The following is a 24,781-nucleotide window of genomic DNA, read 5'->3' as shown; positions in this document are numbered from 1 at the left end:
GACGAACAGTTGCGGAACAACGGCTGAACATGGTATCAATGTTCTGTCTTTGTTTTGGGTGATTCCCGGGGAGTTAGGTGCGATGCTCACCAAGAAACAGATCGAGCTGTTGCGGTTCATCCATGAACGGCTGACGGAGAACGGGGTTCCGCCCTCCTTCGACGAGATGAAGGAAGCGCTCGACCTGCGCTCGAAATCGGGGATCCACCGGCTGATCCTTGCGCTGGAGGAACGTGGCTTCATCCGGCGGCTGCCCAACCGGGCGCGCGCGCTCGAGGTCATCCGCCTTCCCGATGCCTATGTGCCGAGGCCGGGGCGCCAGCGCTTTTCACCCAGCGTGATCGAGGGCCATCTCGGCAAGGTGCGCCCGTCCGCCGCCGCGCCGGAGCCTGTGGAGCCCAGCCGCGCCGTCGCCATTCCCGTCATGGGCCGGATTGCTGCAGGCACGCCGATCTCCGCCATCCAGAGCCGCAGCCATACGGTCGATGTCTCGCCGGACTTCCTCAGCCATGGTGAGCATTACGGGCTCGAAGTCCGCGGGGATTCGATGATCGAAGCCGGCATTTTCGACGGTGATCTCGTGATCATCCGCAAGCAGGATACGGCCGATACCGGCGATATCGTGGTGGCTCTGATCGATGACGAGGAGGCCACCCTGAAGCGCCTGCGCCGCAAGGGCGCCTCGATCGCGCTCGAGGCGGCCAATCCGAATTACGAGACGCGGATCTTCGGGCCGGACCGGGTGCGCGTGCAGGGCAAGCTCGTCAGCCTGGTTCGCCGCTACTGAATTCAGGCCGGAACGGCGGCATTTCGGTGTTCCGGCCCTCGTCTCGATCAAGGTCCGGCGCCGGTCCGGCCTTCCCGTTATCGGCTCCGGTTTTCGGCCGGTTTTCGTTTTCCGCCGGCAGACGCTGCCATGGCCGGTGATGGTGTGCGGCGCGCGTGCCTTCGATCCGCCAGCTGCCATTGGCCTTGGCCCAGAGCCAGAGCGTGCCCTGCTGGCGGAGCGTCCGGCCATCGACGGGCACGCGGTCCGGCGGGCAGATCCGGTTCTCGAGCGGCGTGACAAGGATATCGGCACGGGCGCAATCCTCGCGAAGGGCTTCCGGTCGTTGCGGGAAAGCCAGCCAGCGGCCATCGGCAAGGCGCAGGGTGCAGCCGAGCCTGTCACACCGGACGCCGTTTTTCAGGTCGGGCGCCTTGGGCAGGCGTGGATCGCCCAAAGCCGGCAGCCATTGGCCGAGCACGAAATCCGGCGACGGACCGAAGGCGAGAACGCGGTAAGCGCCGCCCTCCCCGCGTGCCAGCAGGATCCGGCCATTCTCATGCACGATCAGGTCGGGCCGGGCGGGCATGGCGAGGGAAGCCAGCCAAAGCGCGAAGGGCCCGATCGCCAACGCCCGCAGGCGGCTGACCGGCAGGATCAGCAGCGCCATGGCAAGGACCAGCGCGCCGAACTGCGAATGGCGGATCAAGGGTGCGGGCAGGCTGGCCTTGTCGAATCCGGAAACCCACTCTGCCACGGCCATGACGCCCCGGATGCCGTGGCCCATCAGCCGCCAGACCGGTTCGTCGAGGCCGAACGGATAGAGCAGGCTCCCGGCCACTGCGGCTGGCATGACAACAAGCGAAACGAGCGGAATGCCGAGGGCATTGCCGATCAGGCCGAATGGGTTCACCCGATAGAAATGGTAGGCGGCGAACGGCGCTGTCGCCAGGCTGGCCACGATCGTGGTGATGACGATGCCGGCGAAGGCAGCGAGGATCCGGCGAGGCCAGCCGGCGAAGAGGCGGTTCTCGCCTTCCGTTTCGGGCCGGCCGGGCCGCCACAGCCCCTGCGCGGCAATCAGCGCGGCTACGGCGGCATAGGACATCTGGAAAGACGGCCCGAGCAGGGCCTCGGGCTGGAAGGTCAGCACCAGCAGGGCCGAGAGGGCGAGATTGCGCATCGCGAGGGCTGGCCGGTCGAGCAGGATCGCGCCCAGCATGACCAGCGTCATCACGAGCGAGCGGATGGTCGCGACTTCCGAGCCGGCAAAGAGGCAGTAGGCCGTCGCGCCCAGCATGGCGCCGAGGGCCGCCATCTTGCGGATCGGCCAGCGCAGGGCGAGCCGTGTCGAAAGGGCGAGCCCCGCCCGGATGGACCAGAACAGCACGCCGGCGGCGAGCACCATATGGAGGCCGGAAATCGAAACGATATGGTAGAGGCCGGAGAGGCGCAGTGCGTCATTTGCTTCGTCGGGGATAAGCCCACGCTTGCCGGTAACGAGGGCGGCGGTAACAGCCCCGGCTGGTCCCTCGATGATCCCCGCGATCCGCCTTGTGAGCAGGTTGCGGGCCTCGTCGAGCTGGGCGAGCCGGGCCAGCATGGCCGGGGGTGGCGGCGCCTCGGCCCAGGGGCGCACCGGCCCGATGGCAAAGCCGATGGCCCCGATGCCGCGAAAAAAGGCCTCGCGGCGGAAATCGAACCCGCCCGGCAGCGCCGCACCGGCCGGCGGGGCAAGGCTGGCCCGGAGCGTTACGGCAGAGCCGGTTGGCAAGGCGAGCTGGCCCGGCAGGCCGATCTTCACACGATAGGGTGTCTCCGCCGGTGCGAGGCCTTCCACCTTGTGGACGCGCAGCAGGATGCGGCTGCGCTGCGGCGTGAACTCGATGGTCTCGATATGGCCCTGCACGTCTGCAATGAGCGCCCGGCTGGCGACCGGCGCGGCCACGAGGGCCGTGCGGAGGCTGCCTGCCATCATGCCGAGGCTGGCCATGAGCGCCAGCAGGGTGAACCAGCGCCGCCCGCCCCCGGCAAGGCCCGCCAGCACGGTGAGCAGGGTAGCAAGGATCGGCGCGGCCCAGGGCGAAGGCTCGGCCGGCAGGCTGAAATAGGCAAGGATGCCCACGCCATAGGCGACGGGAAACCAGAGAAAGCCGGTTCGCCGGCTGGCCTCCTGCGCGAGGCAATGCGAGAGGATGGCCGGGAGGCGCGACCATGTCGGCAGCGCCAGCGGAGCCGGGCCGGCCGGCAGCACAGCCGGCCGCGCGGTGACACGGGGCGTCATCGGCCCCGCTCCGGAGGTGTTCCGACGCTGTGCAGCGAGCCGTTGGGCGGCTTCTTTTGGTTTGGCGGCGGCATAGGGCTTTCCGTCCAGCTTGCCCCCATGCTAGAGCCCCGTTCCGGCCACCGCAATGGTGCCTGCCTCCCGTTTGATGGTTCCCCGCATGCCCGATCCGATCGTCACCCGCTTCGCCCCCTCGCCGACCGGTTTTCTCCATATCGGCGGCGGTCGCACGGCCCTGTTCAACTGGCTGCTGGCGAAGAAGCTCGGGGGCAAGATGCTGCTCCGGATCGAGGATACCGACCGCGCCCGCTCCACGAAGGAAGCGATCGACGCCATTCTTGACGGCCTTCACTGGCTGGGCCTGACCTGGGATGGCGATGTCGTCTACCAGTTCGCCCGCGCCGCCCGCCATCGCGAGGTGGCCGAGGACATGCTGGCGAAGGGCAAGGCCTATCATTGTTATGCGACGCCGGAAGAGCTCGAGGCGATGCGCGAGGAAGCCAAGGCGCAGGGCAAGCCGATGCGCTATGATGGCCGCTGGCGTGACCGCAGCGAGTCTGACCGCCAGGAAGCCGCCGCGCAGGGCCTCAAGCCGGTGATCCGGCTGAAAGCGCCGCAGACCGGCGAAACCGTGGTCGAGGATCTTGTGCAGGGCCGCGTCACCTGGGCGAACGAAAATCTCGACGATCTCGTCTTGCTGCGTTCCGATGGCACGCCGACCTACATGCTCGCCGTGGTCGTGGATGATCATGACATGGCCGTCACGCATGTGATCCGCGGCGACGACCACCTGACCAATGCCGCACGCCAGACGCAGATCTACGAGGCCAATGGCTGGAAAGTGCCGGCCATGGCGCATATCCCGCTGATTCACGGGGCGGATGGCGCGAAGCTTTCCAAACGCCACGGCGCGCTGGGTGTCGATGCCTATCGGGCCCTTGGCTACCTGCCTGCAGCGCTCCGCAACTATCTCGTCCGGCTGGGCTGGAGCTTCGGCGATCAGGAAATCTTCTCGACAGAGGAGATGATCGCGGCCTTCGACCTGAAGAATGTCGGCCGCTCGCCGGCGCGCTTCGATTTCGCCAAGCTGGAAAACATCAATGGCCATTACATGCGCCATACGCCGGATGCCGAGCTGATGGCAGCGATCGAGCAGGTGCTCCCGCATATCGATAGCGGCGCGGACATCGCGGCGCGGCTTGATGGCGGGCTGCGTGCCAAATGGCTCGAGGCCATGCCGGGCCTGAAGGAACGTGCGAAAACGCTGGTCGAGCTGATCGACGGGGCGAAGTTCCTCTATGCCGCCCGGCCGCTGCCGCTCGACGACAAGGCCCGCGAGATTCTCGAAAAAGGTGGGCGCGCGGTGCTGAAAGCCCTCCTGCCCCGGCTCGAGGCCGTGACGCAATGGGATGCGGCGACGCTGGAAGCGGCGGTTCGCGCGGAATCGGAAGCGACCGGGCAGAAGTTGGGCATGCTGGCTCAACCCTTGCGTGCAGCCTTGACCGGACGTTCAACATCGCCGGGAATTTTTGACGTTTTCGCCGTGATCGGCCGGGAGGAAAGCCTCGCCCGGATCCGCGACCAAGCCTAGGAAAACCGGCGGTTTTTTCCGGATTTCCTGACCCGGTTCTTGCTCGGCAGCCGGTCATATTGGCCGGAAGCCCAACTTGAACCTGAACGGATGTTAAGCTACGGAAACGCTCGACCATGCGGCACTGCAACACGCGGAGCCGCGGCGGTGCTGCTGGCGGGGGGGCCAGGCGCACCCAAGCGCTAGAGGAGTTTGCCATGACCGCGCATATGACAACGCTGAAAGTAGGCGATCAGGTCGTCGATCTTCCGGTGAAAGAAGGGTCGATCGGGCCGGCCGTTGTCGATATCGGCAAGCTCTACGGCCAGACCGGCATGTTCACCTATGATCCGGGCTTCACCTCGACTGCCTCCTGCGAATCGAAAATCACCTATATCGACGGTGACGAGGGCGTGCTGCTCTATCGCGGCTACCCGATCGAACAGCTCGCCGAGCATGGCGATTTCCTCGAGACCTGCTACCTGCTGCTGTACGGGGAGCTGCCGACACCGACCCAGAAGTCGGATTTCGATTACCGCGTCACGCGCCACACGATGGTGCATGAACAGATGATGCGGTTTTTCCAGGGCTTCCGTCGCGATGCCCACCCGATGGCGGTGATGGTGGCCTCGGTCGGCGCGCTCTCGGCGTTCTATCACGACTCGACCGACATCTCCGACCCCTACCAGCGCATGGTCGCCTCGATGCGCATGATCGCCAAGATGCCGACCTTGGCCTCGATGGCGTTCAAATACTCGATCGGTCAACCCTTCGTCTATCCGAAGAACGATCTCGACTACACCTCGAACTTCCTGCGGATGTGCTTCGCGGTGCCGTGCGAGGAATACAAGGTCAACCCGGTGCTGAGCCGCGCGCTGGACCGGATCTTCATCCTCCATGCCGATCATGAGCAGAATGCCTCAACCTCGACGGTCCGCCTCGCCGGCTCGTCGGGTGCCAACCCCTTCGCGTGCGTCGCAGCCGGCATTGCCTGCCTCTGGGGCCCCGCCCATGGCGGCGCGAACGAGGCCGCCTTGCAGATGCTGCAGGAAATCGGTTCGGTCGACAATATCCCGAAATACATCGCCAAGGCGAAGGACAAGAACGACCCGTTCCGCCTGATGGGCTTCGGCCACCGCGTCTACAAGAACTACGATCCGCGCGCCAAGATCATGCAGAAGACCTGCCATGAGGTGCTGAACGAACTCGGGATCAAGGACGATCCGCTGCTCGACGTGGCGGTGGAACTCGAGCGCATCGCGCTGTCGGACAGCTATTTCATCGAGAAGAAGCTCTATCCGAACATCGACTTCTATTCGGGCATCACGCTGAAGGCGATGGGCTTCCCGACCGACATGTTCACCGTGCTGTTCGCGCTGGCCCGCACCGTCGGCTGGATCGCGCAGTGGAAGGAAATGATCGAGGATCCGAGCCAGCGTATCGGCCGCCCGCGCCAGCTCTATATCGGCGAACCGGCCCGCGACTACACCCCGATGGCACAGCGGCGGTAAGGGTTGGTTTATTTCTTGCGCGGCGCTGCCGCGCGGGTTGCAGGGGTGGTTTTTCTCGCGCGGCGTTGCCGCGCGGGTTCCCTCGCATAAGCTCGGGCGCCCATTCGGGCTTCGGCAGGGTCAGCATCCGGAATCCGACGTTGCGAATGCAGTGATGCTAAACATGAAAAAGGCGCCGCGAGGCGCCTTTTTCATGCGGGCAGCCGCCTCGATGGCACCCAGCAATAGCCGTCCGGATCGAGAATGAAGCATTCCCGCAAACCATGCGGCCGGTCGAGTGTTTCCCTCAACACCATGTCACCGCGCGCGCGAGCCCGCTCTTCGGCGTCATCCGGATCGCATTCGAAAAGGCGCAGTTCGACACCACCTCCTCGCGCCCCCGCCTCGGGAAGCAAGGAAGGCAGGGGATGGCCGGCATAGGCGGCATCTTCGTGGATCTGGATCAGGATTGCGCCCAGCCGGAACAGGCCATAGCCATCGCCCAGCCGGATCTGCGTGAAGCCAAGGACTTCGGTCAGGAAGGTCGCCGTGCGCTTGCCATCGCGAACCAGCAGGTTGACCCCGAAAGGCGTCAGAGTCCGGCCGATTTGAGGGCCCGAGGCTGTCGCAAGCGCCGTGTCATCCATCACTCCACCGTTACGCTTTTCGCCAGATTCCGCGGCTGGTCGACATCTTTCCCCATGACCACGGCGGTATGGTAGGCGATCAGCTGCACCGGCACCGCATAGGCGATGGCCGCGAAATCCGGTGCCATCGGGGCCATCTCGATCTCGGCCATGGTGCGGATGGCGGCCGCCGCGCCGACGCCCTTCGGGCCGATCAGCACGATCTCGCCGCCGCGCGCCGCAACCTCCTGGATGTTCGAGACGGTTTTCTCGAACCAATGGTCCTGCGGCGCGATGACGATGACCGGCAGGATTTCGTCGATCAGCGCGATCGGGCCGTGCTTCAGTTCGCCGGCCGCATAGCCCTCGGCATGGATATAGCTGATTTCCTTGAGCTTCAGCGCGCCTTCCAGGGCCAGCGGGAAGGAGGTGCCGCGGCCGAGATAGAGGACATCCGTCGCCTTGGCGAGATCGCGGGCGAGATGCTCGATCGGCTCTTCGTGGCGCAGGGCCTCGGCGATCAGGCCCGGCAGAGCGATGAGCTGGTTGACGAGTTCCGCCTCGCGCTTCGCATCGATGGCGCCGCGTGCGCGGCCCGCCGCGATGGCGAGGCTGGCCAGCACGGTGAGCTGGCAGGTGAAAGCCTTTGTCGAGGCGACGCCGATTTCCGGCCCGGCCAAAGTGGGCGCGACGACATCGCTCTCGCGGGCAATGGTCGAGGTCGGGACATTGACGATCGAAAGGATCTTGTTGCCGCAGCCCTTGGCATAACGGAGCGTGGCCAGCGTGTCGGCCGTCTCGCCGGATTGCGAAATGACGATCATCACGTCACCCGGCGTCATCGGGGCATCGCGGTAGCGGAATTCCGAAGCGATATCGAGTTCGACCGGCAGGCGCGCGATGCGCTCGAACCAGTATTTCGCGATATGGCCGGCGAGATAGGCCGTGCCGCAGGCCGAAATCGAGAGCCGGCCAATCTTCGCCCAGTCGAAGGGCAGATCGAAGGGAAGCTTCACGCTGGCGGCGCTCATGTCGACATAATGCGCGAGCGTGCGGCCCACCACTTCCGGCTGCTCGTAGATTTCCTTGAGCATGAAATGGCGATGGTTGCCCTTGTCGACGAGGAAGGCGCCGGCCTGGCTCTTCTGGATCTTCCGCTTCACCGGGCGGTTGCTCTCGTCGTAGACCTGCGCGCCTTCACGCGTCAGGACTGCCCAGTCGCCCTCATCGAGATAGGACAGCGTATCGGTGAAGGGGGCAAGCGCCAGTGCATCCGAGCCGAGATACATCTCGCCCTGGCCATAGCCGATAGCGAGCGGAGCGCCCCGGCGGGCGCCGATCAGCAGGTTGTCCTCGCCGGTAAACAGGAAGCCGAGCGCGAAGGCGCCGTGGAGCATCGGCAGCGCCGCGGCCACCGCCTCGCGCGGGGACTGGCCCTGCTTCATGAAGCGGGTGACGAGATGGGCCACGACTTCGGTATCGGTTTGCGTGACGAATTCCGCACCGGAAGCGATCAGCTCCTCGCGCAACTCGCGGAAATTCTCGATGATGCCGTTATGGACAACGGCAAGGTGGCCGGTCGCATGCGGATGGGCGTTGTTCTCGGTCGGGCGGCCATGGGTGGCCCAGCGGGTATGGCCGATGCCGACAAGGCCCTGCTGCGGCGTCTCGCGCAGCTTCGCTTCGAGATTGCGGAGCTTGCCCTCGGCGCGGGTGCGGACGATCTGCCCGCCTTCGATCGTGGCGATCCCGGCCGAATCATAGCCGCGATATTCGAGCCGCTTCAAGGCATCGACCAGCTGGAAGGCCACCGGTTCCTGTCCCAGAATTCCGACAATGCCACACATTTCGTTCTTCCTGTTCCGATTCCTGTCGCCGGATGGATGCCAGCCGGGCCTATTTGGCACAAATCAACTTGCGAAACCGTTTGTGACCGGCTCCCACGCAAGCCGCATGCCGTGGCCGGGCGGCTTCAGGCGCCGCCGTCCTTTTTCGCGGCGTCCTTGCGGGCCTTCTCGATATTTTCCGGCCGGGCACGGAAGGCATCGGCCCAGCCCGCCTTCACCGCCTGGTGGCCGCGCGCCAGTGCCAGCGCATTGGCGGGAACGTTCTCCGTGATCACCGAGCCGGAGCCGACGAAAGCGCCGTCACCGATCGTCACCGGGGCCACGAGGGCCGAATTCGACCCGATGAACGCGTTGGCGCCGATCACGGTCTCGAATTTGAGGAAGCCGTCGTAATTGCAGGTGATGGTGCCGGCACCGATATTCGTCTCGGCGCCGATTCTGGCGTCGCCGAGATAGGTCAGATGGCTGGCCTTGGCGCCTTCGCCGAGTTCGGCATTCTTGATCTCGACGAAATTGCCGATCTTTGCCTTCGCGCCGATGCGGGTGCCAGGGCGCAGCCGTGCATAGGGGCCGATGGTTGCCTTCGCACCGACACTGGCCCCTTCGAGATGGCTGAAAGCATGGATCACCGCCCCCTCGCCCACCGCCACGCCGGGGCCGAACACCACATTCGGCTCGACAAGGACATCGCGGCCGAGTTCGGTATCGAGCGACAGGAATACGGTTTCGGGCGCGATCATGGTCACGCCGTTGCGGAGATGTTGTTCGCGCAGGCGGTGCTGGATGACGCGCTCGCAGGCGGCCAGCTGGACGCGGTCATTCACCCCCAGCGCCTCCTCCTCGGCCACCTCGACCAGGGCTACGCGCTCTCCCGCCGCCCGCGCCAGGCCGACGCAATCCGGCAGGTAGTATTCGTTCTGGGCATTCTCGGCCTTCACAGCCTTGAGCAGCGAGAGGGCGATATCGCCGCGCAACGCCATCAGACCGCCATTGCAGAGCGTGATGCGGCGCTGCTCCTCGCTCGCATCCTTGTGTTCGCGGATCGCTTCGATGCCATCCGGCCCCATCAGGAGGCGGCCATAGCCGGTCGGGTCCTTTGCCTCGAAGCCAAGGACAGCCAGCGCGTTTCCGCCGGTCGTGACCGCTTCCGCCAGCGCGCGGAGGGTTTCCGCGCGGATGAGCGGCGTATCGCCGAACTGCACAAGCACGGCGGCATGGCCCTTCGTGATCAGTGCTTCGGCCTGCAGGACGGCATGCGCCGTGCCCCGCCGTTCGCGTTGTTCCAGAACCGTGGCATCGGGCGCGAGCAGGGCGACCTCGCGGGCGACATCCGGCCGGTCCGGCCCGATCACTACCGCCAGATGGCTCATCCCGGCGGCCTGCGCGCTGCGGATCGCATGGCCGACAAGACTGAGGCCGGCGACTTCGTGCAGCACTTTGGGCTGCGCCGATTTCATCCTCGTGCCCTCGCCGGCGGCGAGAATGATCGCAAGATGGGAGGCGGCAGATGTCATGGAAGAATCCCTCATTTGCCTGCGATCTAGACCAAAATCCTTACAGACGCATCAATCGCCGTCCTCCGACGATGCACCGGCAACCGCTTGCACAAGTGTATGTAGTCCTTGTTTCCGGCTCCGGGTTGCGGCTAGGTTAGGGCTTGTCGATACAGGACAAGCCTAGGGGAGTAGAAGATGGGACTGTTCAAATTCATCAAGTCGGTAGGCGAGAAGGTCTTCGGCGCCAGCGAGGCCCAGGCCGCTCCGGCCGATACCCTGGCCAAGGAGGTCTCCAAGCATGGCCTCAATGTCAACGGGCTGGATATCCAGGTTTCCGGCAACAAGGTGACCGTTGGCGGCTCGACGACGAACACGGAAGAGGCCGAGAAGATCATTCTCGCGCTGGGCAATACGCTCGGCGTCTCTGAGGTTGAATCGAAGCTGATCGTCAGCGAGGAAGTCCCTGCAGCCGTGATGTACGAGGTCAAGAAGGGCGACACGCTCTGGAAGATCGCCGAGACACATTACGGCAAGGGCAAGGGCGCGAAATACGACATGATCTTCGATGCCAACAAGCCGATGCTGACGCATCCGGACAAGATCTATCCGGGCCAGATCCTGCGTATTCCGCCGCTGGCCTGAGGGATTCATGGCTTCCGCACGGGGCCGGGTTCAACCCGGCCCTTTGCATTTGCGGGGCAGCTTCAGCCGGCTCACACCGGAAAATCGCCCGCCCGCACTCTGACGCATTGACCCCGGGAGCGGGAGCCTCTATCAGGCGCGCTCCATCCAAGGTGAGAGCTCGTAGCTCAGTCGGTAGAGCACGTGACTTTTAATCATGGGGTCGTGGGTTCGAATCCCACCGAGCTCACCATGGATGCGTCGGCGGAAGAACCCACGACTTTATCCGGCTGGCATGGTCGGGCTTTGCCCGGAATGGCAGACCAAGAGAACCCGGGTTCGAATCCCACCGAACTCACCATGGATGCATCGGCGGATCGTCGCCAACAAGGCTGGTTCTCCATATGCCCCCCGTACCGCCCCCGAGCCCTTGCATCCGGATTTGCCAGCTCGACGCTGCAACCGGCTGGTGCATCGGCTGTGGCCGGACAGGCGACGAGATCGGCGACTGGATCTTCATGAGCACCGGTCAGCGGCTGGCGCTGATGGCGGAATTGCCGCGCCGGCTCGCCCGGCTGTCCGGGGCACAGGCAGGCGATCCGGCAGCGCCGGATCAGCCGATCCGGACTTCGTAGGAATCCAGCGTATTCTCGAGCAGGCAGGCGATGGTCATCGGGCCGACGCCGCCGGGAACCGGCGTGATCGCGCCGGCCACCTCGCGCGCCGAGGCGAAATCCATATCGCCGACAAGCCGGGATTTGCCGGTTTCCGGATCGGTGATGCGGTTGATGCCGACATCGATCACGATCGCGCCCGGCTTGACGTAGCGCGCATCCAGCATTTTCGGACGGCCGACCGCGGCGACGAGGATATCCGCCGAGCGGCAGACCGAATCGAGATCGCGCGTCCGCGAATGGGCGATGGTCACCGTGCAGCTCTGCGCCAGGAGAAGGGCCGCCATCGGCTTGCCGACAATATTCGACCGCCCGACCACCACGGCATTGAGGCCGGAAAGGTCTTTCCGGACGCTGTGGATGAGATGGAGCGAGCCGCGCGGCGTGCAGGGAATGAAAGCCCGGCTGCCGATGCTGAGCCGCCCGACATTGACCGGGTGGAAGCCATCGACATCCTTGGCCGGGTCGATCGCCTCGATCACCCGATCCGGGTTGATTTGCGGCGGTAGCGGAAGCTGGACGAGGATGCCGTCAATGGCCGGATCCGCGTTCAGCTGCGCGATCAGCGCGAGCAGCGCCGCTTCGCTTGTTTCCACCGGGAGCTTGTGCTCGACGGAGACCATGCCGATCTCGACGGTCTGGCGGGCCTTGGAGGCGACATAGACCTGGCTGGCGGGATCTTCGCCCACCAGCACGACCGCAAGGCCGGGTGCGCGGTGGCCCTTCGCGGTCCAGCCGGCGACACGGGCGGCAAGGCTCTGCCGCAGGGATGCCGCGATCGCCTTGCCATCGATCAATGCTGCTGCCATGCCCTGCCCTCCGAACCGGCCGCTACCCGGCGATGGCGCCTCTATACGCCCCGAGTCGCGCGGTTGGAACCCGGTTCGCGCGGATGCTCCGCGATCAGCTGTGGTCCTTCGCCGCTTCCGCCAGGGCAGCCACGAAATACGGGGCGAGGCTGCGGTCGATTTCGAGGCGGAACAGGCCGGGCGCCATCCGCCAGATCATCAGGCCGACCCGATGGAACAGGCTGCGGGTGGCCATGCCCGGCGGGAAGGCCGCTTCCGACAGGTCGAGCGGGCAGCCGGCATTGAGGAGGCCGGCTGCGCCCTCGCCCTCCAGCACATAGCCGACCTGCCGGTGCGAAACGTTGACAAGGCTATGCGGATGGGAACCCAGCGCGCTTTCAAGCGCAGCTGCCACGTCCGGTCCCTCGGCTTCGGGCACGATGAGCCACCATTCGTCCGGGCCGAGATGCAGCGCCACCCGGGCGCCGGGCTTGCCCCGCTCGCCATGGCTGGCGCCGTGGTTCAGGGCTTCGGGCAAGGCGAGCCCATAGGCCTTGCCGGCGGCTTTCAGGGCCGTATCCGGGGCGCGCAACACAAAGCGCGCCAGAGGTGGCGCCTCGACGAGGCGGAACCGGGATGTATCAGCGAAGCCGTCAACCATGGAGGCGCGCTCCTTCGGGATCGAGGAAGACGGGTTCGACGACCCGGACGGCGATCGTTTCGCGCTCCATCGGGATATGGAGCAGCTGCCCGATCCGGTTGCGGCCATCCTCGATCACCGCCAGAGCGATGCCATGGCCGAGCGCTGCGCTGGAATAGGCCGAGGTGACATGCCCGATCGCATGGCTGCCTGCCGGTGCCAGTATGTCCGGCACGATCTGCGCGCCTTCCTCCAGCACGCGGCTTCTGTCTTCCGCCACAAGCCCAACCAGCTGCTTGCGGCCTGAGGCAGTCAGGTCGGGCCGCATCAGGCCGCGCTTGCCAATGAAATCGGGCTTTTTCTTCCCGATGGCCCAGCCGAGGCCCATATCCTCCGGCGTCATCGTGCCATCCGTATCCTGCGCGACGATGATATAGCCCTTCTCGGCGCGAAGGACATGCATCGCCTCGGTGCCATAGGGCCCGCCGCCGAATTCGGCCGCGCGTTCAGCCAGCTTTTCCCAGAGCGGCAGGGCCAGCCCGGCGGGGATGTTGATCTCGTAGCCCAGCTCGCCGGTAAAGCTCACGCGGAAAAGCCGGCAGGGCGTGCCGGTGATGCGCCCTTCGCGGACCGCCATATGCGGGAAGGCGGCATCGGAAAGTTCGATCCCCTCGACGAGATCGGCGATGATCTCACGCGAACGCGGGCCCTGCACGGCGATCACCGCCCAATGCTCGGTGACGGAGGTCTGCCAGACCTTGAGGTCTGGCCACTCGGTCTGGAGATAATCCTCGAACATGCCGAAGACGCGCGCGGCACCGCCTGTTGTCGTGGTGACGTGGAACCTGTCCTGCGCCAGCCGCGCGATGATGCCATCATCGATGATGAAGCCGGCCTCGTTGAGCAGCAGGGCATAACGGCAGCGCCCGACCGCGAGCCCCTTGACCGGGTTCACATAGGCGCGTTCGAGGAATTCCGCTGCATCGGGGCCGACAAATTCGATCTTGCCGAGGGTCGAAGCGTCAAACAGGCCGACAGCCTCGCGGACCTTGCGGCACTCGGCCTGCACCGCCTCGTGCATGGCGGCATGGCCGGACGCCGTGGCATCCACCGGACGGCGCGGCAGGAAATAATGCGCGCGCTTCCAGGTTCCGACATCCTCGAAGACGGCGCCGTTCCTTTCGGCCCAGTCATGCATCGGCGTTCGGCGGACCGGATCGAACAGGTCGCCCCGCGCCTGACCGGCGAAGAGGCCGAAGGTGACCGGCGTATAGGGCGCGCGGAAGGTGGTCAGGCCGATTTCCGGCACGGAACGGCCGGTTTCCGCGGCGACGATGCCGAGGCTGTTGAGATTCGAGGTCTTGCCCTGGTCGGTGGCCATGCCGGTGGTGGTGTAGCGCTTCACATGTTCGATCGAGCGGAACCCCTCCCGCGTGGCGAGGCGGAGATCGCGGGCGGTGACATCGTTCTGGAAGTCGACAAAGGCCTTCACCCGGTCGGGCGATCCGGCAACCGGCAGGGCGCCGAGCGCCGGCGAGCGCATCCCGGCTGGCATCTCACCCGCCGCCGCGCCGATGACACGGATCGCCTGGCCGGGCGCCGGCAGGGCGGGGAGATAGGCGCCGAGCCCCTCCTCCCAGCGCAGCTTGCCCTTTGTCTGCGAGAAGAGATGAATCGAGGGCGTCCAGCCGCCCGACATCAGCACCGTATCGGCGGTAAACCCGCCGGAGGGCTCCGCCTCGCCGTCGGGACGGATCCGCCCGAGTCGGACGCTCGAAACGCGGAGATGCCCGGTCGTGCCGAGGATGGTTGTGCCCGGCAGGACGGGAATGCCGCGGGCCAAGGCGCGGGCCGCGATGTCGCCCGCACCGGGCGCGGCCCGCGTCTCGGCGATGGCGACGATCTCTGCCCCGGCATCCTGCAGCGCGAAGGCCGCGCCATAGGCCGTGTCGCAGGCGGTGAGGATGACGATCTTCCGCCCGGGCAGCACGCCATAGCGGCGGAGATAGGTTTCCGCCGCGCCGGCGAGCAGGATGCCCGGCCGGTCATTATCCGGGAAGACGAGCGGACGCTCGATGGCCCCGCTGGCCAGCACAACCTCGCCCGCCCTGACCTGCCAGAGCCGCTCGCACGGGGCTTCTGCATCGGTCGTGGCCAATGGGTCGGTGAGCTGCTGGGCGATGGCCACGAAATTCTGCGCATAGGCGCCGAAAGCCTGGCTGCGGCGGAGCATCGTCACGTTCGGGCGGGCCGACAGGGCCTTGACCATTTCGTCGGCGCGTTCCGGCGCCTCGACCAGCATCCAGCCGCCGAATTCGGCCTGCTCGTCGCAGAGGATCACCCGGCAGGCCGGATCCTCCGACCGGCGCAGGGCTTCGGCGAGGCCGGCCTCGCCGCCGCCGATGACCAGCACCTCGCAATGGGCGAAGCGATTGGCATAGCGGTCCGGGTCCGGCCCGGCGGGCGCCCGCCCGAGCCCGGCCGCCCGGCGGATCGCCGGTTCGAACAGGCGCGCCCAGAGCTTCGCCCCGCCCAGCGCCTGTGGGCCCATGAAGGTCTTGTAGTAGAAGCCGGCGCCGAGAAAGCGCGAGAAGGCGTTGTTGATGCCGCCGATATCGAAGCGCAGGCCGGGAAGGCGGTTCTGGCTCCGCGCGACGAGGCCTTCATAAAGCTCGACCTGCGTGGCGCGCAGGTTGGGCGTCTCGCGCCCGCCGCCGCGATCGATCGTGACCAGCGCGTTCGGCTCCTCCGGGCCGGCGGAGAGGATGCCGCGCGGGCGGTGATACTTGAACGAGCGGCCGACCAGATGGACGCCGTTGGCCAGCAGGGCCGAGGCCAGCGTATCCCCGGCATGGCCATGCATCTGCCGGCCGTCGAAGGTAAAGCGGATCGGTTTCGACCGGTCGATCCGGCCACCTGCGGGGCTGCGGAACGCCGTCATGGCCGGGCCTCCGTCGGCTGGCTCTCGCCGGGGCCGGTTTCCGGCGGCCTCGGCTCGCCCGCCTTGTAGGTCACGACGAAGACATCCGTCACCGTATCGCGCACGGCGTTGAAAAAGCGGCCGCAGCCATGGACATGGCGCCAGCGCTCGGCCACGCGGCCTTTCGGATTGTCACGCAGATAGAGGAAGGCGGCCCATTCCTCGTCGCTCACGCGGTCAGGCGGGCCCGGCCGGGTGATATGCGCGGCACCGGCATGACGGAACTCGATCTCGGGGCGGTCCATCCCGCACCAGGGGCAGCGGATCAGCAGCATGGGCCCCTCCTCAATGCGCGACGGCCGCTGCCGCCGCCTCGTCGATCAGTCGGCCGGTGGTGAAGCGTTCCAGCGTGAAAGGCGCGGCAATCGGATGCGGTTCCTCGCGGGCGATGGTGGCGGCGAAGACATGGCCGGAACCCGGCGTCGCCTTGAACCCGCCCGTCCCCCAGCCGCAATTGACGAACAGGCCGGGAACCGGCGTGCGGCCGATGATCGGCGAGCGATCGGGTGTGACATCGACGATCCCGCCCCAGTTGCGCAGCATGCGCAAACGCCGCGTCATCGGGAACAATTCGCAGATCGCATCCAAAGTGTGCTGGCTGATATGGAGCCCGCCGGTCTGGGAATAGGAGGTATACTGGTCGGTGCCGGCGCCGATCACCAGTTCGCCCTTGTCCGATTGCGACATATAGGCGTGGATCGTGTTCGACATCACGACGCAGGGCATGAGCGGCTTGACCGGCTCCGAAACCAGCGCCTGAAGCGGGAAGCTTTCCAGCGGCATGCGGATGCCCGCCATGCCCATGACAACCGAGGTATGCCCGGCCGCCACCACGCCGATCCTGCGGGCGGAGATCGGCCCGCGCGTTGTCTCCACCCCGGTGACGCAGCCGGACGCATCGCGCCGGATGGCGGTGACCTCGCAATTCTGGATGATGTCGACGCCCAGTTTGTCCGCGCCGCGGGCATAGCCCCAGGCGACGGCATCATGGCGCGCCACCCCGCCCCGCCGTTGCAGGGCAGCACCGAGGATCGGATAGCGGATATCCCGCGAGATGTTGAGGATCGGGCAGAATTCCTGCGCCTGTTCCGGCGTCAGCCATTCATTGTCGATGCCGGCAAGGCGGTTGGCATGGATATGCCGCTTGGTGACCTGAACATCATGCACGGAATGGGCGAGCATCATCACGCCGCGCGGCGAGTACATGACGTTGTAGTTCAATTCGTGCGAGAGCGTTTCCCAGAGCTTCACGCTGTGCTCGTAGAGCGCCTCGCTCTCCTCCCAGAGGTAGTTCGAGCGGATGATCGTGGTGTTGCGGCCGGTATTGCCGCCGCCGAGCCAGCCCTTTTCCAGCACCGCGACATTGCGGATGCCGTGCTCCTTCGCAAGGTAATAGGCCGTGGCGAGGCCATGGCCGCCCGCACCGATGATGATCACGTCATAGGCAGGTTTCGGCGCGGGGTCGCGCCATTGCGGCTGCCAGCCCTGATTGCCGGTCAGGCCCTGATGCAGAAGGGAAAAGAGCGAAAACTTCACGGTCCGAGTCTCCTGCGCCTATGCCTAGCTGGCCCGTTCCGAAGAATCCAGCGTGTCCGCCGCCGCCGCTCGCCTTGCGCGCCGCCAAGGCTTCTTTAGAACGGAGGGCAACAAGGGAATGGCGGATTCGATGGTGAAGGCGTTCGCAAGACAGGGCCGCGCCCTGCAGGCCAAGGGCCGCCCGCTGGATGACGGGGCGCTCGCCGAGGTCGAGGCCCTGCTGGCGGGGATGCCGAAAAGCCGCGACCTGCTGATCGAGATGCTGCATGCCGTGCAGGATCGGTTCGGCGCGCTGCATGCGAGGCATCTCAAGGCGCTGGCGGAATGGCTGAGCCTCTCCGAGGCCGAGATTTTCGAGGTGGCGAGCTTCTACCACCATTTCGATATCGTGAAGGAGGGCGAGGCCGCCCCTGCCCCGCTGACGATCCGCGTCTGTGACAGCGTGTCCTGCATGATGGCCGGCGGCGAGGCGCTGCGGGCGCGGCTGGCCGGGCTGGTCGACCCTGCCCGTGTCCGGATTGTGCCGGCGCCCTGCATCGGCGCCTGTGCCGAGGCGCCGGCGGCGCTCGTCGGGCGGCGCCTTGTCGGGCGGGCCGATGCCGAAACGCTCGCCGCCCTTGCGGCCGGGCCGATGCCGGAACCGCTCCGGCCGGCCTATGAGGATTTCGCCGCAGCCCGGGCGAACGGGCGCTATGCGCTGCTGGAAGCCGGCCTCTCCGGCCAGATCAGCCGCGATCAGGCCATCGCCACGCTGTCGGATGCCGGCTTGCGCGGGCTGGGCGGAGCGGGTTTTCCTGCCGGACGGAAATGGGCCGTGGTGCGCAGCCAGCCGGGCCCGCGGCTCATGACGATCAATGGCGACGAGGGCGAGCCCGGCACCTTCAAGGACCGGCTCCTGCTCGAAGCCACGCCGCATGCCCTGCTCGAGGGGGCGTTGATCGCGGCCTGGGCCGTCGAGGCCGAGGCGATCTATCTTTATATGCGTGACGAATATCCGGCTGTCCTCGCGATCCTCGCGGCGGAAATCGCCGCGCTCGCCGCGTCCGGTTTGCCCGGGCTCGTGCCGATCCATCTGCGCCGGGGCGCGGGCGCCTATATCTGCGGCGAGGAAAGCGCGATGATCGAGAGCCTGGAAGGCAAGCGCGGCCTGCCCCGGCATCGCCCGCCCTTCATCGCCGAACGCGGATTGTTTGGCCGGCCGACGCTCAACCACAATGTCGAAACGCTGGCCTGGGTGCCGGAGATCCTCGCCCGCGGGGCAGAATGGTTCGCCGGGCAGGGTGTGCGCGGCGCCAAGGGCCTGCGGCGCTTTTCGGTTTCCGGGCGCGTCCGCGAGCCCGGAATGCGGCTGATGCCCGCCGGCAGCACGGCGCGGGAGCTGATCGAGGCCTGCGGTGGCATGGCCGAAGGGCATGTCTTCCGGGGTTATCTGCCCGGCGGCGCTTCGGGCGGGATGCTTCCGGCCAGCCTCGGCGACCTGCCACTCGATTTCGGCCGGCTCGACGAGGTCGGATGCTTCGTCGGCTCGCATGCGGTGGTCATTTTCTCCGACCGGGATGATCCGAAGGCGATCGCGCGGAACCTGTTGGCTTTTTTCACGCATGAAAGCTGCGGGCAATGTACGCCCTGCCGGCTCGGCACGGAGAAGATGACCGCCCTGCTCGACCGGCCCTCGCCCGACCGGGCGCTGATCGCCGATCTCGACCAGGTGATGCGCGATGGCTCGATCTGCGGGCTGGGCCAGGCGGCGCCGAACCCGGTCCGATCCCTGCTGCGCTTCTTCCCGGAGGCCCTGTCATGAGCGCGCCCGTGCTTTTCCAGCTCGATGGCCGGATGGTCGAGGCCCGGCCGGGCGAGACGATCTGGCAGGTCGCGCAGCGCGAGGGCATCGCGATTCCGCATCTCTGCCATCTCGACCAGCCGGGCTACCGGCCGGATGGCAATTGCCGGGCCTGTCTCTGCGCGATCGAGGGCGAGCGGGTTCTGGCCGCTTCCTGCATCCGCCAGCCGCAACCGGGGATGGTGGTCGAGACCGGCGGCACGCGCGTCGAGGCGGCACGGCGCATGGTGTTCGAGCTGCTGGCAGCCGATATGCCGCCGCGCGAGGCAGCGCCGGATCCGGATGCCGCGTTCTGGCGCTGGCATGAGGCCCTGAAGCCCGGGAAGGGCCGCCTGCCGCGCCGGAAGGGCCATGGCAGCCCGCATGAAGCCGGCCTCACCCTGCATGATGCCTCGCATGCGGCGATTGCCGTCAATCTCGACGCCTGCATCGCCTGTGGCCTTTGCGAGCGGGCCTGCCGTGAGGTGCAGGTCAATGACGTGATCGGCATGGGCTATCGCGGGCACGCGGCGCGGCCGGTCTTCGATCTTGCCGATCCGATGGGGGATTCCACCTGCGTCGGCTGCGGGGAATGCGTGCAGGCCTGCCCGACCGGCGCGCTTTATGAGAAATCACTGATGGACCCGACCGCCACGCGCGGAGTTGTCGTGCCGGATCGCGAGGTTGATACGGTCTGCCCCTATTGCGGGGTCGGCTGCCTGACCCGCGTGGGCGTGAAGGATGACCGGATCGTGCGCGTGGATGGCCGCGACGGGCCGGCCAACGAGAACAGGCTCTGCGTGAAGGGTCGGTTCGGGCAGGATTACGTCCGCCATCCGCATCGCCTGACCGTGCCGCTGATCCGGCGGAGCGACGCGCCGAAACGCGGCGAGGACCGGGTCGATCCGGCCCATCCGTTCACGCATTTCCGCGCGGCCAGCTGGGAGGAAGCGCTCGAGCGGGCCGCCGGCGGCTTCCGCGCCGTGCTGGAACGCCATGGCGGGCAGGCCTTTGCCGGCTTCGGCAGCGCGAAATGCTCGAACGAGGAAGCCTATCTCTTCCAGAAGCTGGTGCGTCAGGGTTTCGGCACCAACAATGTCGATCATTGCACGCGGCTCTGCCATGCCTCCTCCGTTGCGGCGCTGATGGAAGGCGTGGGCTCCGGGGCGGTGTCGGCGCCGTTCACGGCAGTGGCGGATTCCGAGTGCATCCTCGTGATCGGCGCGCGGCCGACCGAGAACCACCCGGTCGCGGCCACCTATTTCAAGCAGGCGGCGAAGGCCGGGAAGACGCTGGTCGTCATGGATCCGCGCGGCTCCGGCCTGATGCGCCACGCGACGCATGCCCTGCGCTTCAAGCCCGGCACCGATGTGGCCCTGCTCAATTCCATGCTCCATGTCATTGTTTCCGAAGGTTTGTATGATCGGTCATACATTTCCCGGAACGTCGAGGGCTTTGAGGCGCTGAAGGCCCGTGTGGCGGAATTCTCGCCCGAGGCCATGGCGCCGGTTTCCGGTATCACCCCGGAAAGGGTGCGCGAGGTGGCGCGGCTCTATGCCCGCTCGCGCGCCTCGATCATCTTCTGGGGCATGGGTATTTCCCAGCATGTCCATGGCACCGACAATGCCCGCTGCCTGATCGCGCTGGCCCTTGTCACCGGGCAGGTCGGCCGCCCGGGCACGGGCCTCCACCCCTTGCGCGGCCAGAACAATGTGCAGGGCGCTTCCGATGCCGGCCTGATTCCTATGGTCTTCCCGGATTACCGCTCGGTCGAGGATGCCTCGATCCGGGCCGGTTTCGAGGATGAATGGGGCCGGCCGCTCGATGCGAAGAAGGGGCTCACCGTCGTCGAGGTGATAGATGCCATTCTCGCGGGGACGATCCGCAGCATGTTCATCATGGGCGAGAACCCGGCCATGTCCGATCCGGACCAGCACCATGCCCGGGCAGCGCTGGCCAAGCTCGATCATCTCGTCGTGCAGGATATTTTCCTTACCGAGACGGCCTGGCATGCCGATGTGGTGCTGCCGGCCTCGGCCCATGCGGAGAAACTGGGCACCTATACCAACACCAACCGGCAGGTGCAGCTCGGCCGGCCGGTTCTGCCCTTGCCGGGCCAGGCACGGCAGGATGTCGACCTGCTCGTTTCCCTCGCCAACCGGCTTGGCCTTGGCTGGAATTACGGCCAGAGGCTGCAGCCGGACGGGGTGGAGACCGGGGCGGAGATCGGGCGAATCTACGAGGAAATGCGCCGGCATATGGCCTCGCTGTCCGGCCTGCCCTGGAGCCGGATCGAACGGGATGGCACCGCCACCTATCCCGCGCCTTCGCCAGAGGCGCCGGGCGAGGATATCCTGTTCCGGACCGGCTTTCCGCGGGCTGGCGGCAAGGGGCGCATCGTCCCGGCCGGGCTGGAGCCACCGGACGAGGTGCCCGATGCCGAGTTCCCGCTGGTCCTGACGACGGGGCGCCTGCTGGAGCATTGGCATACCGGCGCGATGACGCGTCGCTCCGTTGTGCTCGACCGGATCGAGCCGGAGGGGCTTGCGGCGCTTCACCCGGCGGAAATCGAGCGGCTGGGGCTGGAACCCGGCGGGCTGATCGAGGTGGAGACGCGTCGGGGCACCATCCGGGCCCGGCTGCGCGCCGACCGCGATGTCGCGGAGGGCATGGTCTTCGTGCCCTTTGCCTTCGAGGAGGCGGCGGCCAACCGGCTGACCAACCCGGCTCTGGACCCTTTCGGCAAGATTCCGGAATTCAAATTCGCGGCGGCGCGCGTGCGGACGGTGTAGGGCCCTCTCACCCTTCGCCGCGACGCCAGCCTTCCTTGGTTTCCGCCAGGAAATCGGCATAGCGGCCGGCGCGGATGGCGGCGCGGGCCTCGTTCATCAGCCATTGGTAATAGCCGATATTGTTCCAGGTCAGCAGCATCTGGCCGAGCATCTCGTCGGCCTTGGTGAGGTGGTGCAGATAGGCGCGGGAATAGTCGCGCGTGGCCGGACATGGCGATTCCGCATCGAGCGGGCGCGTATCCTCGGCGAATTTGGCATTGCGCAGGTTGAATTTTCCGAAGCGCGTATAGGCGGTGCCATGCCGTCCGGCGCGGGTGGGCATGACGCAATCGAACATGTCGATGCCGCGGGCAATGCTCTCGATCAGGTCGTCCGGCGTGCCGACGCCCATCAGGTAGCGCGGCTTCTCCGCCGGCAGGAAGGGCTCGGTCGCCTCGATCGTGCGGAGCATGTCGGCCTGCGGTTCGCCCACGGCGAGGCCGCCGACAGCATAGCCCGGCAGGTCGAGCGCGGCGAGGGCCTCGGCGCTCTGGCGGCGCAGGTCCGGCTCGGTCCCGCCCTGCACGATACCGAACAAGGCCCTGCCCTCGCCCGGCTTCACCATGGCGCGGAAGGCATTGCGCGAGCGGTCGGCCCAGCGGAGCGAGAGTTCCATCGCGCGCTGCGTTTCCTCATGGCTGGCCGGCAGGCGGATGCATTCGTCCAGCTGCATGATGATGTTCGAATCCAGCAGGACCTGGATCTCGACCGAGCGTTCCGGCGTCAATTCGTGTTTCGAGCCGTCGATATGCGACTGGAAGGTCACACCGTTTTCGGTCAGCTTGCGCAAGGCGGCGAGTGACATCACCTGGAAGCCGCCGGAATCGGTGAGGATCGGCCCGGACCAGGTGGTCATGGTGTGCAGCCCGCCCAGCCGCGCGACGCGCTCGGCGCCCGGGCGCAGCATCAGGTGATAGGTATTGCCGAGGATGATATCCGCGCCGGTGGCCCGGACCTGATCCATGTAGAGGCCCTTCACCGTGCCGGCGGTGCCGACCGGCATGAAGGCGGGCGTGCGGATCTCTCCGCGCGGCATGGTGATCGTGCCCTGCCGTGCCTTGCCGTCGCGGGCATGGATCTCGAAGCGGAAATCGGGGATGTCATGGCTCATGCCGCGCTTCCTAGCTCAAGCCGGCGGGAAGGCCAACGGGAAGTACTTGACGCGCCTTCGCCCGGTGATGCCGATCGGCGCTTCAGACCCGCGCCGGAAACAGCAGCGAGCCGTCCCCGTAGGAATAGAAGCGATAGCCCGAGGCGATGGCATGGGCATAGGCTGCGCGCATGGTGTCTATGCCGGCGAAGGCCGAGACGAGCATCAGCAGGGTCGATTTCGGCAGGTGGAAATTGGTGATGAGCCCGTCGATGACCTGAAACCGGAAGCCCGGCCGGATAAAGATGTCGGTTTCGCCAAGCCAGGTCTCGATCATGCCGGAACGGCCGGCGCTTTCGAGCAGGCGGCAGGCGGTGGTGCCCACAGCGATCACGCGCCTGCCAGCGGCCTTGGCGGCGTGGATCCGGTCCCGCGCGGCGGGGGTGATCTCGCCCCATTCGGCATGCATGCGATGCTCTTCGAGATTATCGGTCTTGACCGGCAGGAATGTGCCAGCGCCGACATGGAGCGTGACGAAGCAATGGTCGATGCCACGCGCGGCAAGGCCCGCCATCAGTGCCGGCGTGAAATGCAGCGAGGCTGTCGGCGCAGCCAAGGCGCCGTCGCGTTCGGCGAAGATGGTCTGGTAATCGGCCCGGTCATCGGCTTCGGCCGTGTCGCCGAGGCGGCGGCGGGCCTCGAGGATATAGGGCGGCAGCGGCATGGCGCCGACCAGAGCGAGCGCTTCGTCAAGAGCGGGTCCGGACAGGTCGAACCGGAAGGTGACGAGACCCTCCTCACCTTTGGCGATGACCTCGCCCTCGAGTGTGCCCAGCTGGCAGGCCGGATTGGCGTTGCCGAAGATCACGCGGTCGGCCGGCGCGAGCCGCTTGCCCGGCCTGGCAAAGCCTTCCCAGCAGGCCTCGTCGAGGCGGCGGATGAGCAGCGCCTCGATGGCGACGCTGTTCTCGCCGCGGATGCGCCGGCCGAGCAGCCGCGTCGGCAGGACGCGGGTATTGTTGAAAACCAGCAGGTCACCGGGCTCCAGCGCTGCTGGCAGGTCGCTGAACCGGCTATCGGCCAGAAGAGGCTGTCCGCCGGGGCGGACAACCAGCATGCGGGCGGAATCCCGCGGGGAGACGGGGTGGAGCGCGATCCGGTCTTCCGGAAGCTCGAAATCGAAATCCGAGAGCTTCACGCGCCCTGCCCGGTTCAGGCCTGATCGGCGGCGATGGTCGCCTTGTTGATCCGGTCGGGGTTGCGGACGGGCTCGCCACGCGCGAACTGGTCCACCGCTTCCATGCCCGATGTGACCTTGCCCCAGACCGTGTACTGGCCATCGAGGAACGAGGCATCGTCAAAGCAGATGAAGAACTGCGAATTGGCCGAGTTCGGGCTGCGGGCGCGGGCCATCGAGCAGACACCACGGATGTGCGGCTCGTCGTTGAACTCGGCCGGCAGGTCCGGATGGTCCGAACCGCCGGTGCCGGTGCCATGCGGGCAGCCGCCCTGGGCCATGAAGCCATCGATCACCCGGTGGAAGGTCACGCCGTCATAGAAGCCTTCGCGCACGAGAAGTTTGATGCGCTCGACATGCTTGGGGGCGAGATCCGGGCGGAGCTCGATGGTGACGACACCCTTGGTGGTGTCGAGGATCAGGGTGTTCTCTGCGGTAGCCATGGTCTTTTCCTTTGTTGTCCCTCGCAACGGGCTGCAGGTCAGC

General features: G+C 66.6%; 19 protein-coding genes and 1 tRNA gene. 8 read left to right on the top strand and 12 right to left on the bottom strand.

Annotated features, from left to right (window positions below):
* Positions 1-82 precede the first annotated feature (82 nt).
* The gene (gene lexA / locus P0652_RS01100) at positions 83-787 is read left to right on the top strand and encodes a transcriptional repressor LexA (RefSeq protein WP_284176905.1); all 705 of its coding nucleotides are present in this window, start codon (positions 83-85) and stop codon (positions 785-787) included.
* Here lexA and P0652_RS01095 read toward each other — a convergent pair.
* Positions 765-3,050, bottom strand: coding sequence for a ComEC/Rec2 family competence protein (locus tag P0652_RS01095; RefSeq protein ID WP_284176904.1), 2,286 nt, complete (start codon positions 3,048-3,050; stop codon positions 765-767). The genes lexA and P0652_RS01095 overlap by 23 nt on opposite strands.
* A 160-nt stretch (positions 3,051-3,210) precedes the next feature.
* On the opposite strand from P0652_RS01095, the gene gltX reads away from it, so the two are divergent.
* Complete coding sequence (gene gltX, locus P0652_RS01090; RefSeq protein WP_284176903.1) at positions 3,211-4,641, top strand: glutamate--tRNA ligase; 1,431 nt, start codon at positions 3,211-3,213, stop codon at positions 4,639-4,641.
* Positions 4,642-4,838: 197 nt separating this feature from the next.
* A complete protein-coding gene (gltA, locus tag P0652_RS01085; protein WP_284176902.1) occupies positions 4,839-6,131 on the top strand; it encodes a citrate synthase in 1,293 nt (430 codons plus the stop codon).
* Positions 6,132-6,322: 191 nt separating this feature from the next.
* Here gltA and P0652_RS01080 read toward each other — a convergent pair whose 3' ends face one another.
* From P0652_RS01080 to glmU, 3 genes are all read right to left on the bottom strand, one after another.
* Positions 6,323-6,757 (bottom strand): VOC family protein, encoded by a 435-nt coding sequence (locus P0652_RS01080; protein WP_284176901.1) that lies wholly within the window; start codon positions 6,755-6,757, stop codon positions 6,323-6,325.
* On the bottom strand, positions 6,757-8,583 hold the full coding sequence (gene glmS / locus P0652_RS01075) for a glutamine--fructose-6-phosphate transaminase (isomerizing) (RefSeq protein WP_284176900.1): 1,827 nt from the start codon (positions 8,581-8,583) through the stop codon (positions 6,757-6,759). Before glmS ends, P0652_RS01080 begins: the two co-directional genes overlap by 1 nt.
* 125 nt (positions 8,584-8,708) lie before the next feature.
* Entirely contained in the window at positions 8,709-10,097 is a 1,389-nt protein-coding gene (glmU, locus tag P0652_RS01070) for a bifunctional UDP-N-acetylglucosamine diphosphorylase/glucosamine-1-phosphate N-acetyltransferase GlmU (protein ID WP_284176899.1), read from the bottom strand.
* Between the two features lie 177 nt (positions 10,098-10,274).
* On the opposite strand from glmU, the gene lysM reads away from it, so the two are divergent.
* From lysM to P0652_RS01055, 3 genes are all read left to right on the top strand, one after another.
* Positions 10,275-10,721 carry a peptidoglycan-binding protein LysM gene (gene lysM, locus P0652_RS01065; RefSeq protein WP_284176898.1) on the top strand — a complete coding sequence of 149 codons (447 nt, stop codon included), beginning with the start codon at positions 10,275-10,277 and terminating at the stop codon, positions 10,719-10,721.
* A gap of 156 nt (positions 10,722-10,877) precedes the next feature.
* A tRNA-Lys gene (locus tag P0652_RS01060) sits at positions 10,878-10,953 on the top strand.
* A 151-nt stretch (positions 10,954-11,104) separates the two neighbouring features.
* Positions 11,105-11,335 (top strand): DUF1289 domain-containing protein, encoded by a 231-nt coding sequence (locus tag P0652_RS01055; protein WP_284176897.1) that lies wholly within the window; start codon positions 11,105-11,107, stop codon positions 11,333-11,335.
* Here P0652_RS01055 and folD read toward each other — a convergent pair.
* The 5 genes from folD to P0652_RS01030 all read right to left on the bottom strand — a co-directional run bounded on the left by folD (position 11,314) and on the right by P0652_RS01030 (position 17,318).
* A complete protein-coding gene (gene folD, locus P0652_RS01050; protein ID WP_284176896.1) occupies positions 11,314-12,183 on the bottom strand; it encodes a bifunctional methylenetetrahydrofolate dehydrogenase/methenyltetrahydrofolate cyclohydrolase FolD in 870 nt (289 codons plus the stop codon). The genes P0652_RS01055 and folD overlap by 22 nt on opposite strands.
* A gap of 94 nt (positions 12,184-12,277) precedes the next feature.
* Positions 12,278-12,823 (bottom strand): sarcosine oxidase subunit gamma, encoded by a 546-nt coding sequence (locus P0652_RS01045; protein WP_284176895.1) that lies wholly within the window; start codon positions 12,821-12,823, stop codon positions 12,278-12,280.
* Complete coding sequence (locus tag P0652_RS01040; RefSeq protein WP_284176894.1) at positions 12,816-15,743, bottom strand: 2Fe-2S iron-sulfur cluster-binding protein; 2,928 nt, start codon at positions 15,741-15,743, stop codon at positions 12,816-12,818. The genes P0652_RS01045 and P0652_RS01040 overlap by 8 nt, the downstream gene beginning before the upstream one ends.
* Positions 15,740-16,057, bottom strand: coding sequence for a sarcosine oxidase subunit delta (locus tag P0652_RS01035; RefSeq protein ID WP_284176893.1), 318 nt, complete (start codon positions 16,055-16,057; stop codon positions 15,740-15,742). Before P0652_RS01035 ends, P0652_RS01040 begins: the two co-directional genes overlap by 4 nt.
* A gap of 10 nt (positions 16,058-16,067) precedes the next feature.
* Positions 16,068-17,318, bottom strand: a complete 1,251-nt coding sequence (locus P0652_RS01030; protein WP_284176892.1) for a sarcosine oxidase subunit beta family protein — start codon at positions 17,316-17,318, stop codon at positions 16,068-16,070.
* Between the two features lie 118 nt (positions 17,319-17,436).
* On the opposite strand from P0652_RS01030, the gene P0652_RS01025 reads away from it, so the two are divergent.
* Positions 17,437-19,119, top strand: coding sequence for an NAD(P)H-dependent oxidoreductase subunit E (locus P0652_RS01025; RefSeq protein ID WP_284176891.1), 1,683 nt, complete (start codon positions 17,437-17,439; stop codon positions 19,117-19,119).
* Positions 19,116-21,929 carry a formate dehydrogenase subunit alpha gene (fdhF, locus tag P0652_RS01020; RefSeq protein ID WP_284176890.1) on the top strand — a complete coding sequence of 938 codons (2,814 nt, stop codon included), beginning with the start codon at positions 19,116-19,118 and terminating at the stop codon, positions 21,927-21,929. The genes P0652_RS01025 and fdhF overlap by 4 nt, the downstream gene beginning before the upstream one ends.
* 7 nt (positions 21,930-21,936) lie before the next feature.
* Here the strand turns inward: fdhF and tgt are convergent, their stop codons facing one another.
* The 3 genes from tgt to P0652_RS01005 all read right to left on the bottom strand — a co-directional run bounded on the left by tgt (position 21,937) and on the right by P0652_RS01005 (position 24,738).
* Complete coding sequence (tgt, locus tag P0652_RS01015; RefSeq protein WP_284176889.1) at positions 21,937-23,079, bottom strand: tRNA guanosine(34) transglycosylase Tgt; 1,143 nt, start codon at positions 23,077-23,079, stop codon at positions 21,937-21,939.
* An 82-nt stretch (positions 23,080-23,161) separates the two neighbouring features.
* Complete coding sequence (queA, locus tag P0652_RS01010; RefSeq protein ID WP_284176888.1) at positions 23,162-24,256, bottom strand: tRNA preQ1(34) S-adenosylmethionine ribosyltransferase-isomerase QueA; 1,095 nt, start codon at positions 24,254-24,256, stop codon at positions 23,162-23,164.
* 14 nt (positions 24,257-24,270) lie between these two features.
* A complete protein-coding gene (locus P0652_RS01005) occupies positions 24,271-24,738 on the bottom strand; it encodes a peptidylprolyl isomerase (RefSeq protein ID WP_284176887.1) in 468 nt (155 codons plus the stop codon).
* Between the last annotated feature and the right edge of the window lie 43 nt (positions 24,739-24,781).

The organism is Rhabdaerophilum sp. SD176, assembly GCF_030143245.1.
In the GTDB taxonomy this organism is placed as follows: domain Bacteria; phylum Pseudomonadota; class Alphaproteobacteria; order Rhizobiales; family Beijerinckiaceae; genus Rhabdaerophilum.
This window is presented reverse-complemented; position numbering and strand designations above follow the sequence as displayed.